The sequence below is a fragment of the Pseudomonas sp. NPDC098740 genome (assembly GCF_044760065.1).
GTDB lineage: Bacteria > Pseudomonadota > Gammaproteobacteria > Pseudomonadales > Pseudomonadaceae > Aquipseudomonas > Aquipseudomonas rossensis.
On record NZ_JBIWAM010000001.1, the window covers coordinates 124,628 to 138,420 of the forward strand.

Sequence of the window (13,793 nt, forward strand, 5' to 3'; positions counted from 1 at the left end):
CCAAACAAAACGGGCGCCCGACAAGGCGCCCGTTTTTGTTTGTTTTGCCGCCTGCGCCCGCAAGCGCCGGCTGATCACATCCTCTCTTAGCGCAGCAGATGCACCGCCAAGCCGACGAGCGCGCAAGCCATCAGCACCTGAATGACGCCCCGTTTGAAGCGGAACAAGGCAATTGCCGCCAAAATGGCGATCAGTGCAGAGGGCCAGTCGAGGTTGCTGCTGAAGCCCTTCGGCCACAGCACGTGATAGCCGAAGAAACATGCCAGATTGAGGATCACTCCAACCACCGCCGCTGTGATTGCGGTAAGCGGTGCAGTGAACTTGAGTTCGTTGTGGGTCGATTCCACCAGCGGGCCACCGGCGAGAATGAACAGGAACGAGGGCAGGAAGGTAAACCATGTCACCAGGGTGGCTGCGAGAGCCCCGGCCAGAAACACATGATCGGCGCCGAACACTTGTGAGACGTACGCTCCAACAAAGCCGACGAAGGCCACCACCATGATCAGCGGCCCTGGTGTGGTTTCCCCCAGTGCCAGACCGTCGATCATCTGAGTCGGGGTAAGCCAGCCATAGTGACCGACCGCTCCTTGATAGACATACGGGAGGACTGCATAGGCTCCGCCAAAAGTAAACAGCGCGGCCTTGGTAAAGAACCAGCCCATCTGGGTCAAGGTACCTTCCCAGCCAAAAAGCGCGGTCAGGACTCCCATCGGCAACGCCCACAGCGCCGCGCCGATGAGGGCCAGCAGCGCCAGTTTCATCCAGCTGAACCGGGCATGTTCCGGGGACGGGGTGTCGTCATCGATCAAGGCCGGGCCGAAGGACTTTTTGGCAGCGCTATGGCCCCCGGTTCTGAACTTCTCAGGCGCCAGACGCCCTCCGACATAGCCGATTAACGCTGCCCCCAATACGATCAGCGGGAAAGGAACATTGAACGCGAAGATCGCGGTAAATGAAGCTGCTGCTATCGCCCACAGCCAATTATTCTTCAGCGCCCGAGTGCCGATCCTGTGTGCCGCCTGCACCACGATGGCCGTCACGGCAGGCTTGATCCCATAGAAGAGGCCGGCCACCACAGGCACTTCGCCGAACGCGATGTACATCCACGACAAAGCGATGAGGATGAACAGTGAGGGCAGCACAAACAACACTCCGGCGATCACTCCGCCCCAGGTTCGATGCATCAGCCAGCCGATGTAGGTCGCCAATTGCTGAGCCTCTGGCCCAGGCAGCAACATGCAATAGTTGAGCGCATGGAGAAAGCGTCGTTCGGAGATCCAGCGCCGACGTTCTACCAGTTCCTGGTGCATGATCGAAATCTGCCCTGCTGGCCCGCCGAAACTGATGAAACCGAGCTTCAACCAGAACCGGAATGCCTCACGCAAGCTGATCGCCTCCGGCCTTGATAGGTTCTCTTCAGCCGTTGATGCCAACACCTTACTCATTGGGTTGTTCCTCTTTCACAAACTCGGCGAGCAGTCCGTCGAAGATAGCGCTGGCAGCAGCCAGCAAGTGGTCGTCATGGGCAATGGTTTCACGCAGTCCTGCCAGCACGCGCTCGATGCCGGCAGCCTCCAAAGGCTGAATGCCGCCGATATCGAGGTAGTGCACCAACGCCGCGATGCGGTTCAGGCCGGACTCTTGAAGCTCAAAACTGGCTTGCAGGGTTTCGAAGGTCACGCGATTGCCGACATGACTGAAGGTCGCATCATCGAAGTCGAAGCCCAGCGCGTCTGCCGGACAGTCATGTGGCGTATTCAGCCAGAGGATCCGAGCCTCAGGATCAATGAAGCGCCGAATCAACCAGGCGCAAGCCAGACGATCAACCCACGGACGCTTACGTGTTGCCCAGACACGACGTTGATAATCACCACGGTTGAGTGCCGTTATGGGCTCGTCGCGGCTAGGTGGTTCATCCGCAGCCAACGCTCTGCTGACAGCCGTCTCAAGCTCCAGCAAGGCTGAATCAATCTGCTCCTTTGGCTTACCTGGGAAATAATCGATGTGGGTGAGCTGATCGTAGTTTTTGCGCAGCTTGCGAATTTGTTTGGTTGTGGCCAATGCGCTTTCAGGATTGAGCTGCCCACGGCACTCTTCAATCTCTGCGCGTAGCTTGCTGTAGTCATCGCTACGGTCGAACAACTCGACAAAGCGCTTACCCTCCGGATCGACCACGGGCAGGATGTAAACAGTGCCATTGATAGAAAGGATGTCGCGCTCGACAGACGCCAGAACATCGCGACAGACACCGGTATCAGGCAACAGATAGGCACCATCGCGCAAAACCGCCGCACCTGAGGCTTTCAGAGCACGCCAGGCTCGCATGCGCTCGGTGGCATTCGCGGTAGGTAAAGCGAGAATCAGTGTCAGCCAGTTTTTCATGTAGATGTCGCTATTTATTTTGTTGTTCTTATTACATTAACTGTGGTTTTGGCGTTTGGAAAGCCATCCTTAAAATCTGGGATTTTGGCGATGCATTAAATGGGGATTGATTTGTTTAGTGAGGCCGAAGAGATCAATCGGCATATCCAGCAGATCTACGACGAGGCGCGGCTGGTCGAAAGCTGGCCAGCTCTGCGCAAGAAGACTCAGGCCGGCTTTCGCACCTCTCGAATGAACTGAACGGGCTGGTGGGGCGCTTGAAGTCGTAGAGGCGGCCCGATGCGCTCGGCTATCGGTCCAGCAGAGGTGCCAGCAGTGCACACATGCCGCGCCAGTGCGAACCCTCCCAGTAAACCCGTTGTCAGGCGTTGCAGCGCAGGAAGTGCGAATAGAGGATGCCAACGCGTGGCGGCACCTGCGACCGGGCCAGTTCCGGGCTGATCTCGTGCAGCGGCAGGTTGCAATGAAGGCACAGGCTGAATGGCCGCGCGCTACGCGCCAGGTCGAGGCGCTCGTACAACTCGCGCAGCTGCAGCGACGGTTTCAGGGCATGCACGTAACAGCCGTGGCTGATGATCCGTCGCTTGAGCAGTTCGCGGTCACGGGTTAGCACGATGCGTCCTTGCTGCGCAGCGATCTCGGCGATCTCGCCATCCTCGAAGCCATTGTCGTAGAGGGTGTCGAAGCCGCTCATGCGCAGCAGGCTGGCCAGCCCGCCAAGGTGCGCATCAGCGACGAAGCGCAGCACCCGTAAAGGTTGCGCACGAACCTTTAGCAGCGGGCTGATGTCCAGTGCTTCGAACTTGGGATACACCGCCAGCCGGTCACCGTCGAAGATCATCCGCTCCAAGCCCACCGACTCGCCGTTGAGCAGCACTAATTCGACCTCCGTGTGCGGTATCCCGAGCGCCTCGATCATGTGCTTGACCGTCGCTCCTCGCGCGCACTCGCAGGTGAAGGACTGCCGCCGCCGTTCGGCCGGCAGGAAATCGTTGAGCTCCTCGTAGAAGCGGAAGGTTGCACGGGTCATGCTGAACAGTATGGCAGGGCTGCAAGGATGAGCGAGTCTAGTCCGGGCATCTTCTCCGGCAGGCCCCAAACTACGAAACGCCCGCTGAACGATTTAGCCAATCTGTTGCATCGACCGGTTGAATCTACAACCCATAGCGGACCTAACCGGTTTCTGAAGCTGCGCGAAGCCTGGAGCAGAGTCTACCAACGACTAACCCGCAGAGCAGCTGCATTATCACCAGGCGTTGGGATCTACGAGAGCAAAATCAACTAAAAACGCTGTTAGCACAGCGTCTTTTGGTAATAGAGTCGAGTATGTCCTGGCGGGTAATCTGCCAAGCGTCCGAACTCGGAGTACCCAAGTTTTCGATAAAAACCTGGCGCTTGAAAGCTGAAGGTCTCTAGCCAAATTCCAATGCAGTTCTTCTTTTGCGCGATATCTTCGGCCATGCGCATTAATCGCTCCCCGATACCCTGGCCCCGCATCTGTTCAGGAACACTGACAAGATCGATGAGTAGCCATCGATAGGAGATCTTCCCGTACAGCCCGCCAATGACTTCGTCCCTGTCAGGGGCTCGTAGCAGCAGAGCAAATGCTTCATGCGCGTCGTCTCCGCCGTTAGTCAGATTATGGGCCAGCAGCGGGGTCAGAATGGCGAGGCGCTCTGCCTCCGTTACATTTTCTGATAGTTGGATTTGTGCAGACATGGTGCTCTCCCTGAGCGTTTTGCAACCGGGTCAAAATGGTATCCGATTCGCGTCATCCATAATGACTCGGCTGACAAATTAAGTCGTCCGTTTTTAGACAGTTCTGAATGGCTGCTTTTGGTCTGTGGATTCAACCGGCCGATGTAACAGATTGGCTAGCTACTTTTTTGGCAAATCTCTTACCAAAAGCAATCCACCATTTTTCATAATAGAAGGTCGAGATGTGCGCGGTGATAAAAATGGCGGCGAACAACAAAGGGCGCTTCAGATATTTTATGACGGTATCTCCGCTACCCAGCCAAGTATGTATTAGCAGTGGATGAACAACGTAGAGAGCGTACGAGATGGTGGCGATATAAAATAGAGCGCGATTATTCAGCATCTGGGCAATTCGTGTCCGACTATTTAGTAACGTGCTCCCCACCATTGCTGCGGCAAGATAGGGGCGGAAGTAGTTCATAAAGCCCGCATCGGGATGACAGGACACGACAAACAGGAGGAGTAAAAATATTTGCACGAACGCCGTTTGTGTCGGAAGTTTGTCAAGGATGTTGCCCAGTCTATTGTTGTATATCAGTGCCAGTATGCATCCGGAAAGTATTTCATCAATGCGGTAGTAAGTGTTGATTGCGACATGCACATCATTCATGACCCGGTACATCGTGACGGCGATGCAGAGAACAGGGATCAGCAGCACCCACTTGTTTCTCATCAGAACTACCAGCAAAGCGATGGCGAAATAAAACTGGACCTCCATGCACAAACTCCATAGGTGGCCGTTTACATTGCCAAGCCACATAGGCGGCCAGTTGGCAACGAACAGAAAGTTTGCGATGTAGAACTCCGGAGTGCTGTTCATGACAGGTAAAGCAATGAGCATGTACAACCAGGCGAGAGGCACAACCCGAAAGATTCTGCGGATTAAAAAATCAACGACGCTGCTGTTGTTGAGCAGAAAGTTTGTTATCAGGAAACCCGATAACGTAAAAAATATAGCCATTCCCATAACGCCTGCGGCGGCATTAAATTGCCAAGGCTTTGGGCTAAGTGGTAGCAGGTGGCATGCCAAGACAAGCAAGATGCTTATGCCGCGCCATCCATCAAGTACGCTGAATCGAGAGCCCGCTACTGAACTACTGTTCATATTTGCATCCCGCTCTTGGGTCGATAGGGGGCATTCGATAAAGGCAGTGCTGCGTCTGAAGACTGTCTGAATTCATATAAAAATCCAGTAGTTTCAGCGGTGAAAAATTCAAGAAATCAGACCATTTAAGCCTGTAGTCTAGGACACCTTTTGCACTTTACACTTCACGCCATGAAAAAATTCCAGTCGCGAGGAATTCGCTGAATGACCGGGTTTTTGACGTTGCTTGTTTGACGTTGCTTGAGAGCGTGGCGCTAAGTGAATCGCCCACGGTCGCTCCATAAGCCGGTGCATCGCCATACGATGAAAAAGCATTCCGTCGCGGTAACGCGTTAGCCAGATTGTGCGCAAGTCAGCGCCGGTTCATTCCGGCGTTATGGCCAGGAGGAGGGATCGGCGTGGTAGACGATTCCTCCTCCTGGAGTCCAAGGCGATGATCAGGCTTGCGCCGCGCTCATCCCGCCAGTGGCCATGGATTTTTTGCGCACCGCTTGATAGAGCAGGCTGGACACCATGAAGCCCACAACGGCCAGTATGCTCATCAGGGTGAAGACATAGTTGTAACCCTGTTGACCGGGGAAGTGGTCGAGAATCGCGCCATAGATGACGTAGGCAAACATGCCGGGTGCATAGCCGATCAGGCAACCGATGCCGAAGGCCGAGCTGGTGATGTGCTGGGGAATACCGATTTCACCCATGGGGGCCCAGAACACGCCGCGCATGGAGAACACGATCAGGGCGAAGGACAGGGTGGCGGCCATGCCCGCATAGATGAAGCCCGGGCTTTTCGGAATCAGCATGATCACGCCCATCAGTGGCAACAGCGCCAGGAAAGCCCACTTCAGGTAGCGGCTGGTGCTCTTGAACTGCTTGTCGGCAATGAAACCACCGGCAGGCCCGCCGAGGATCTTCAGGAAGTACTGGTTGATGATGCCGTAGGCGCCCACCAAAGCCACGGGCAACCCGTACATTTCCTTGAGGTAGGGAATGAAGTAGGTCAGGCCGCAGTAGACGATGTAGACCATGAACACGTTGAGGCTGACCAGCCAGATTCCCGGTACCTTGATCGCCTCCATCAGGTTCGCCAGACCATTCTTCGGCTTGGCCACCGACTGCGCGGTGCCGCTCTTGAGCCTGGAGCTGCGCGGGTGACAGCCTTGCAGCTCGTGGCGATAGGCGAAGTCCAGCAGGTCGGCAGGGGTGACACGACCGTGGGTGAGGTTGGTCAGTAGCGGGTAGGCATGGGCAAACAGGCGCAATTGCCCGAGACGTTCAAGCAACCGCCGGGCCAGTGCGTCCGTCAGCACGGGAACAGCCCCGTGTTCGACCACCTTATGGCTCAGCAAGGCGTTGAATCGTTCCTGGATCTTATTGTTCATTAGAGCCGTTCCTGGTTCAGACACCGGGTCTACCGGCGCAGCCTTTATCGCGCCAGTCAGGAACTCTCGAAAGATCCATTATCAGTTAATTGATAAGACCACTTGCCTCGCATCAAGTGGTCGGCGGCAGATAACCCAATATGCGCAAGGCCTGGGCCAGCGCTTCGACACGTTCCCGGGCCTGGTTTTCAGGCGTGCCGGCAAAGCCGATCAACAGGGCCGGAGACAGGGAATACTTGATGCGATAGTCGCTCAAGGCGTAGGTGTGGATGTTGTGCTGGGCCAGTTGCCGGGCGATGTCAGTGTCACTGAGTTCGGGGGGCAGCCAGGCGATCAGATGCATGCCAGCATCCGTCGGGGTGATCTTGAAGAAGCTGCCAATCTGCTTTTCAAGCTGTTCGATCAATGCCTGCTGGCGCGCCTTGTACAGCGCACGCATGCGGCGGATGTGCCCCAAAAAGTGGCCTTCAACCATAAAGTCTGCCGTTGTCGCCTGAAGCAGGGTAGGCGGACTGCGATCCATGACTGCGCGCAGGGTGCAGAAGGGTTCGACCAAGGGCCTGCGGCAAAATCACGTAACCCAGTCTCAGTGACGGAAAGAGAACTTTGCTGAACGTTCCGACGTAGATCACCCGGGCCATCTGGTCCATGGCATACAACGCCGGGAGGAGGCGGCCACTGTAGCGAAACTCACTGTCGCAATCGTCCTCGATGATCCAGCTCTGATGCTGCGCAGCCCAGTCGATGAGTGCCTGGCGCCGCGCATAACTCAGGGTGACACCCAAAGGATGCTGGCGCGAAGGCGTACAAAACACCAGGCGGGCATCAGGGCACTCGGTCAGGCCTTGCTGGACATCGATCCCCTGTTCATCGATACGCAACGGAATCACCTGAGCCCCCTGGGCCTGCAACGCAATGCGCGCGGCGATGTGCCCCGGGTCCTCCATCCAGACGCTGTCCTGAGGATTGAGCAGCAGAATGCCCAGCAGGTTGAACGCTTGCTGCGCGCCGGAAACGATCACCACTTGCCCGGCACTGCAATCGATGCCACGCGCATCGAAGACGTATTCGGCAATCGCTGTGCGGAACGCCTGCAAGCCTTGCAACTCGCCATAACCCAGAATGGCCTTGGTTGGCTTGAGCAGATGACGGTTCATCAGGCGCCGCCAAATCGCCTGCGGGAATGCGTCATAGGTGCTGTGGCTGGGCCAGGAAGGTATCGGGGTCGCGGGGTCCCAGTCAGCATAGGACACCCCGCGAAAATGATCGCTGCGCAGCGACAGCATCGACTGGCTCAAGTCGGAGAGGCGCGGTGGCTGGCGCTGTTGCTCATCCTCGATACCTCGGCTTTCCCACTCAGTGTCGACATACGTACCGGCGCCAGTACACGAGGCCAGGAAACCTTCGGCAATCAGCTGATCGAAAGCATTGAGAATGGTGATCAGCGACAACCCCAACTCGTTGCTCAAGGTCCGGGTCGACGGCAGGCGCACGCCCCCCCTGGAGTCTGCCGTTGAGTATCTGTTTGCGAATCTGCAGATACAGTTGGCGGTACAGGGGAATGGCACTGGCACGGTCCAACTCGATAGCCGACAGCAGCAAACCGGCGGGGGATTTCATGACATGCTCGTCTGGATGAAATGGGATTTGACTTGGAAACCCTCAGGCGACGGGGAGGTAAGGGTATCGAGCGATAGTCGATAAGTCATCCGTCTGGCGTTGATGTTCGGCGATTCGCCGGGAAGGCACTATAGGCGGTCCAAACCCCATCAATTTTTCGCCATCCGCCTGACGGACCGCTTACCCATCGCCCGCCCCGGGCTTCATTTTCACGACTCTGGAATCCTGCCAGCGCTGCAACAGAGAATCCCAAGGGCTACTTCACCCCCACAAATCCATGCGGTGATTTCACAAGCCTCCTCGCTCACAAAATCGCGCATGGCGAAATTTTGATACTACACGTCGAGTTGGCGGGAGCGACGAAGCACTGACGACGATTATTGTTTTCGCACAAAAGCAGGAAACAATACTCATGCTGCCGTTGATCAAAAGAATAGACAGTCACGTTCATTTTTATGCTTCGCAAGACCTCCGTCGAGTGGCCGGTTCGCTGCCCTATACGTTACCTGAGCCGCATCCGCTGACTGCTTATCTGGATACATTGATCGATGCCGGAATTGCTCCGACGCTCCTCAATAACGTCCATTTAAGTATCCTGCCCGATTCAGAAAACGTATTTGCTTCATTTGACGAACTCAAGAATCTCCAGGCAGCCAACCCTCTGCGCTATGGGGACGTCAAATTGGTGGGGACGATCAAGGCAGAGCCTGCTTACGCCACCCAGGAACGTCTCTCACACCCGCAGGTGGTTGGCGCCCGAATCGTTCTGCACGATGCAAGGCCTGAAACGGTTTCTGATGCGCAGTTCAGTGATGGGCAGTGGTCGGCGTTTTATGGCCGCCTGCAACCGCACCAGCATCTGCACATTTACGCGAAAGAAGCTGAGACGAATCTGCGCGTATTGCGCCAGATCCCTCGCAATGTGCGGGTCATTATCGATCACCTGGGCACCTGTCACAGCGAGCGTGACATCACTGAGCCGGCATACATCGCGCTACTCACTGAAGCGAGAGAACGAGGCAACGTGTGGTTCAAAGGCCCTGGCTATCGCACTTCTGTCTATCCCGAGGAAACAGCTCGTTTCGTGACGCAAATTGTTTGCGCAGTCGGCGCGGACAAGATTCTTCTGGAAGCAACCGATGCACCTCATGTTGGAACGGACAACCAGGGTGTGCCGTATTCCCGCCTCTTTAATCTGAACAACGCTTTTAACTTTGTTGATGCCGTTGCACAGCATGTTTCTACAGAAACCCGAATTCCTGTTGGCCAACTTCTCCGAGGAGCATCTGGCCAATTGGTAAGTTGATCTATGCCCACGCTCTAACTTCGAGATATCTAGCGATGACGAACATTACTACAAAAGAAATCGAGTTTGCCGTTAAGTATGGTGACGAAACCCTGAACCTCAAAGGAACGGTGTTTCAGCCAGAACTAATCGACGCGTCAATTCCGCCCGTCATCTTCAACTCCGGCTTCACCGGCGGGGTCACGATGTACGGCCAGCTGTTTGGTCGCGCCCTGGCAGCCCGCGGTTATCGCGTCATGACCTACGACGTGGCGGGCTTTTTTACCAACAAACACATCCGCAACACGATCCAGGCCGCAGACATTGAGATCACCAATGTCATCCTCGAAGACCAGAAAGATGAAGTCCTTGGAGCCATTGAATGGGCGCGCGAGAATTTTGGTGAGATGCCGGTAGTTGCATCTTGGGCGATGGGTTCGGTGGCGAGCCTCGGTGCAGTGGCTGAACTGGCCGCCGCAGGCGTAGAACAGATCCGCTTCTGGGTACCGATGAGCTACACCAACATCCGTAAGCTGCAAGCCTTGCGTGCAGACAAAGACGCGGCGGATGCCGCCATTAACCAACTCGCGGATGACGCGCCGATCCCTCCGTTCGATACCGGAACTGACGCGACCCGCCTCGGCTACTATCCGCTGGATCCTGAGACTCAGGCTTACGTTGATCAGCAGTTGGGCGGCTACACCGAAGCGGGTGGCGCGGACCGTTGGCCTGGCTGCACCCACGTGACGGCGAAGTCCTACAAGTCTTATGTGGCGTATGACCCGGAGCAGTCCATCGAAGGTGCAAAAGGCTTCCCGCCTGCACTGATCATCCACGGCGCCGACAACACGTTGCACATGCCCTCGGAGTCTGTACGTCTGCACCAGAACTATCCGGGTGATGCAGGCCCGAGCGCGCTGATCATTTCCCAGATGCAACATGGCCAGCAGAATCAGGTCGACAGCCCTGTGTTCAAGTCGATGATCCAGAGCATCGATGAGGCCATCCGCGCGCGCGGCTGATCCGCTCGCCCTTCTCCTGTGAGGCCTCGGGCGACGAAGCCTCACAGCGACGTTCAAGCGCCGCGCTGCATACTCCCGTCATTGCGATCTGTCGCAGCGATTGAATCTGGCTGAATGCGTGCCCAACCCCTAACATGGCGTGTCCAAAGCCACTCTCTCGGGCTGGCCTGAGCTGTTCATTTGAACGGCTGGAACGACCCATGAAAGGATCCGGCGATGGCAGCCCCCAGTGAATCAGCGACGTCTGTGAATAGCTACACCACCAAGCGAATCGGGCTGCTCATTCTCCCTCAGTTCTCCATGATGGCCCTGGCCGGAGCCAGCGAGCCTTTGCGGGCGGCGAACAGGCTGTTCGGCAAAACACTGTATGAGTGGACCCTGCTCACGGAATCCGGTGGTCCGGTCAGCTCCAGCAGCGGTATCGAAATCCAGACCGTGCCGGTTGATCAGGCCCCGGAGCTGGATCGCGTTTTCGTCCTGGCAAGCCTCGATATCGAGCATCAGAAACCACCGAAAATGTTGCGCTTCCTGCAGCGGGCAGCGGCCCGAGGGATCACCGTCGGCGCACTGAGCACCGGTACGTTCATCCTCGCCCGCGCCGGGTTACTGGAAGGAAAGCGCTGCACGTTGCACTGGGAGTCCATCGGTCAGTTTTCGGAGGAATTCCCCACGATCGAAGTGACCAAAGAACTGTACGTCAACCACGGCAACCGCTGGACGTGTGCCGGGGGGACGGCGGCCATCGACCTCATGCTGGCGCAAATCGCGCTTGATTTCGGCAATCAGCTGGCCGCGAGCATCGCCGAGCAATTTCTGCACGCCAGGATAAGAGCCCCGGAAGAACATCAGCGGATGTCGATTCAGTGGCGGTTCGGGATTCACGATCGCAGGCTGACGGCCGCCATCGCCTTCATGGAAGACAATCTGGAGAACGTTGTCGGTATCGAAGAAATCGCCGACCGCTGCAATCTGTCCCATCGTCAACTGGAGCGGCTGTGGCATCAGCACTTCGGAATGACACCCAAGAAATTTTACCTGGAGCTCAGGCTGAACGAAGCGCGGCGCTTGCTGCGTGAAAGCACCCAGCCCATTGCTTCCATCGCCTACAGCTGCGGATTTGTCTCGGCGTCACATCTGGGCGCTGCTTACCGTCGGGTGTGGGGATGCACGCCGGGTGAAGAGCGGCGGAAATTTGATGATGCTCATTCCTGATTGCAGTCGTTGAACCGGCTGGTCAATGAACGCTAATCCGCTGAAAAACCACAGAGTTGATCCGCTCTGTAAAACCGCATAGCAAGCTAATGACTCGGCCCGACAAGCGGTGCGCTCCGGCACGCTTCGGGAATTAGGCGATCCTGCATACTTCCTTCTTCAATCAACCCTTCATCTTGCATTGCACGCTGGGGGCCACGTGACGTCGGTTTTTTGATAGAAATCGTCGAGCTCAAAGCTCAGGCTGCCTACGGTAGCGCGGTAATGTTTCTTACAAATCCGGCGTCCACTTCCAGATGCATAGCCGGCAAAAACAACAATGACGTACAGAAGGCATAACAACCATGGAAACCTTGAGTTTCATTCTGGAAAACGGCGGGCTGATCGGCCTGCTACTCGGACAGCACCTTCTCATCGTGGCGGTAGCGGTGGGACTGGCGATTCTGACCGGCGTTCCTGTTGGGATCGCAATATCCCAGCACCCCAGAACGCGCCGTTGGGTCCTGGCTTTCGCCGCTGTCCTGATGACCATTCCTTCTGCCGCGCTGTTCGGGCTGATGATTCCGGCTCTGTCCCTGATTGGTTATGGAATCGGCGTCGTGCCGGCAGTCATTGCGTTGTTTCTCTATTCCCAACTGCCCATCATTCGAAACACCACCACCGCGATCTCCAACATCGATCCCGCCTTGCGCGAAGCGGCGATCGGGATGGGCATGTCCACCTGGCAACGACTGCGCAAGGTTGAGCTGCCGATTGCGGTCCCGCTGATCATGGCGGGCGTCAGGATGGCGACCGTCATCAACATCGGCATCGCGGCCATCGCGGCTTACATCGGCGCTGGTGGCCTGGGCAGTCTCATCATTCGTGGCATCGCTCAATCGGATACCCGACAGCTGTTGGCTGGCGCGATCGTCATCAGCGTGATTGCCATTGCGGCTGATTACGCGCTCTACGGCTTGCAGCGTGTCCTGACGCCAAAAGGCCTGAACAAGAACAAAGTGGCCGCTGGCCGAATGAAGGAAGCTACGACGTGATCCAGATCGAAAATTTAAACAAGAAATTCGGCTCAATCACTGCAGTAGAAGATGTCTCATTCAATGTTGAAGAGGGGCAGATCTGCGTACTGCTTGGGCCGTCGGGCTGCGGTAAAACCACGACGCTGAAAATGATCAACCGACTGATCACGCCGACCTCAGGCACGATCCGAATCGGTGGTCGCGACACATCCGAACTGGACAGCGTCACCCTCAAACGCTCCATCGGCTACGTGATTCAGCAAGTCGGCCTGTTCCCGAACATGACCGTCGAGGAAAACATCTGCGTCGTCCCTAATCTGTTGGGATGGGATAAGAACAAAAGTCGCAAGCGAGCGGCGGAGTTGCTGGAAGTGGTCGCGCTGGAACCGTCCAAATTCCTCAAGCGCTACCCGTGCGAACTTTCTGGCGGCCAGCAGCAGCGGGTAGGGGTGGCCCGGGCCTTGGCAGCGGATCCACCCGTGATGTTGATGGATGAGCCCTTTGGCGCGATCGACCCGATCAACCGCGAAGTGATCCAGGACGAGTTCATGCGCATCCAGCGTCTCGTCAACAAAACCGTACTGTTTGTCAGTCACGACATCGATGAAGCGGTGAAGATGGCGGACTGCGTCGCCCTGTTCCACAACGGAAAAATCCAGCAGTTCGGTAGCTCGGATGATTTGCTGGCTCGGCCCAACAGCGAGTTCGTGGCGAACTTCATGGGCGGCGACCGGATCATGAAACGCTTGCGCCTGCTGCGCGCGGCTGACGTCGTGAGCAAGATCGCGCCGCGCGAACACATGCAGATCGTGGGCGGCAACAGCGGTGTTACTTCGCACACACACCTGATCGTCAAGCCCGGGGATGACCTGCGCCAGGTGCTCTCGCAACTGCTGGGTCGCGGGCAGGACTGGGCAATATGCAACGACAGCGACGGACGCTTCATCGGCTATGTCCACCAGGCTGACATCCTGGCGCGACTTGTTGAAAACATTACTCCGGCGGTGCACTGAC

At 56.6% G+C, this 13,793-nt stretch carries 11 protein-coding genes and 2 pseudogenes; 6 read left to right on the top strand and 7 right to left on the bottom strand.

Features of this window, described 5'->3' with window-relative positions; all coding sequences use genetic code 11:
* Positions 1-86: 86 nt before the first annotated feature.
* Both chrA and ACIQU2_RS00610 read right to left on the bottom strand, forming a co-directional pair.
* Positions 87-1,445, bottom strand: coding sequence for a chromate efflux transporter (gene chrA / locus ACIQU2_RS00605; protein ID WP_403137667.1), 1,359 nt, complete (start codon positions 1,443-1,445; stop codon positions 87-89).
* A complete protein-coding gene (locus tag ACIQU2_RS00610; RefSeq protein WP_403137672.1) occupies positions 1,438-2,382 on the bottom strand; it encodes a chromate resistance protein ChrB domain-containing protein in 945 nt (314 codons plus the stop codon). The genes chrA and ACIQU2_RS00610 overlap by 8 nt, the downstream gene beginning before the upstream one ends.
* Before the next feature lie 99 nt (positions 2,383-2,481).
* Here ACIQU2_RS00610 and ACIQU2_RS00615 point away from each other — a divergent pair, with 99 nt between their 5' ends.
* Entirely contained in the window at positions 2,482-2,622 is a 141-nt protein-coding gene (locus ACIQU2_RS00615) for a hypothetical protein (protein ID WP_347806017.1), read from the top strand.
* Between the two features lie 49 nt (positions 2,623-2,671).
* Here the strand turns inward: ACIQU2_RS00615 and ACIQU2_RS00620 are convergent.
* From ACIQU2_RS00620 to ACIQU2_RS00640, 5 genes and pseudogenes are all read right to left on the bottom strand, one after another.
* Positions 2,672-3,412: pseudogene (locus ACIQU2_RS00620) on the bottom strand (Mut7-C RNAse domain-containing protein).
* Between the two features lie 263 nt (positions 3,413-3,675).
* Complete coding sequence (locus tag ACIQU2_RS00625; protein ID WP_403137675.1) at positions 3,676-4,101, bottom strand: GNAT family N-acetyltransferase; 426 nt, start codon at positions 4,099-4,101, stop codon at positions 3,676-3,678.
* A 130-nt stretch (positions 4,102-4,231) separates the two neighbouring features.
* The gene (locus ACIQU2_RS00630; protein ID WP_403137677.1) at positions 4,232-5,245 is read right to left on the bottom strand and encodes an acyltransferase family protein; all 1,014 of its coding nucleotides are present in this window, start codon (positions 5,243-5,245) and stop codon (positions 4,232-4,234) included.
* Between the two features lie 437 nt (positions 5,246-5,682).
* Entirely contained in the window at positions 5,683-6,624 is a 942-nt protein-coding gene (locus ACIQU2_RS00635) for an MFS transporter (RefSeq protein ID WP_403137680.1), read from the bottom strand.
* Between the two features lie 112 nt (positions 6,625-6,736).
* Positions 6,737-8,244, bottom strand: a pseudogene (locus ACIQU2_RS00640) (PLP-dependent aminotransferase family protein).
* Between the two features lie 412 nt (positions 8,245-8,656).
* Here ACIQU2_RS00640 and ACIQU2_RS00645 point away from each other — a divergent pair.
* The 5 genes from ACIQU2_RS00645 (at position 8,657) to ACIQU2_RS00665 (ending at position 13,792) form a co-directional block, all read left to right on the top strand.
* Positions 8,657-9,550, top strand: coding sequence for an amidohydrolase family protein (locus tag ACIQU2_RS00645; protein WP_403137683.1), 894 nt, complete (start codon positions 8,657-8,659; stop codon positions 9,548-9,550).
* 35 nt (positions 9,551-9,585) lie between these two features.
* Positions 9,586-10,551: an alpha/beta hydrolase gene (locus ACIQU2_RS00650; RefSeq protein ID WP_403137685.1), complete on the top strand. Its 966-nt coding sequence runs from the start codon at positions 9,586-9,588 to the stop codon at positions 10,549-10,551.
* A gap of 216 nt (positions 10,552-10,767) precedes the next feature.
* A complete protein-coding gene (locus ACIQU2_RS00655; protein ID WP_403137688.1) occupies positions 10,768-11,763 on the top strand; it encodes a GlxA family transcriptional regulator in 996 nt (331 codons plus the stop codon).
* A gap of 344 nt (positions 11,764-12,107) precedes the next feature.
* Entirely contained in the window at positions 12,108-12,797 is a 690-nt protein-coding gene (locus ACIQU2_RS00660) for an ABC transporter permease (protein ID WP_403137690.1), read from the top strand.
* Positions 12,794-13,792 carry an ABC transporter ATP-binding protein gene (locus ACIQU2_RS00665; RefSeq protein ID WP_403137693.1) on the top strand — a complete coding sequence of 333 codons (999 nt, stop codon included), beginning with the start codon at positions 12,794-12,796 and terminating at the stop codon, positions 13,790-13,792. The genes ACIQU2_RS00660 and ACIQU2_RS00665 overlap by 4 nt, the downstream gene beginning before the upstream one ends.
* Position 13,793: the final 1 nt, after the last annotated feature.

Coding starts and splice junctions, on each gene's coding strand:
- chrA (WP_403137667.1), bottom strand. CDS start 1,445: ATGAGTAAGGTGTTGGCATCAACGGCTGAAGAGAACCTATCAAGGCCG.
- ACIQU2_RS00610 (WP_403137672.1), bottom strand. CDS start 2,382: ATGAAAAACTGGCTGACACTGATTCTCGCTTTACCTACCGCGAATGCC.
- ACIQU2_RS00615 (WP_347806017.1), top strand. CDS start 2,482: ATGGGGATTGATTTGTTTAGTGAGGCCGAAGAGATCAATCGGCATATC.
- ACIQU2_RS00625 (WP_403137675.1), bottom strand. CDS start 4,101: ATGTCTGCACAAATCCAACTATCAGAAAATGTAACGGAGGCAGAGCGC.
- ACIQU2_RS00630 (WP_403137677.1), bottom strand. CDS start 5,245: ATGAACAGTAGTTCAGTAGCGGGCTCTCGATTCAGCGTACTTGATGGA.
- ACIQU2_RS00635 (WP_403137680.1), bottom strand. CDS start 6,624: ATGAACAATAAGATCCAGGAACGATTCAACGCCTTGCTGAGCCATAAG.
- ACIQU2_RS00645 (WP_403137683.1), top strand. CDS start 8,657: ATGCTGCCGTTGATCAAAAGAATAGACAGTCACGTTCATTTTTATGCT.
- ACIQU2_RS00650 (WP_403137685.1), top strand. CDS start 9,586: ATGACGAACATTACTACAAAAGAAATCGAGTTTGCCGTTAAGTATGGT.
- ACIQU2_RS00655 (WP_403137688.1), top strand. CDS start 10,768: ATGGCAGCCCCCAGTGAATCAGCGACGTCTGTGAATAGCTACACCACC.
- ACIQU2_RS00660 (WP_403137690.1), top strand. CDS start 12,108: ATGGAAACCTTGAGTTTCATTCTGGAAAACGGCGGGCTGATCGGCCTG.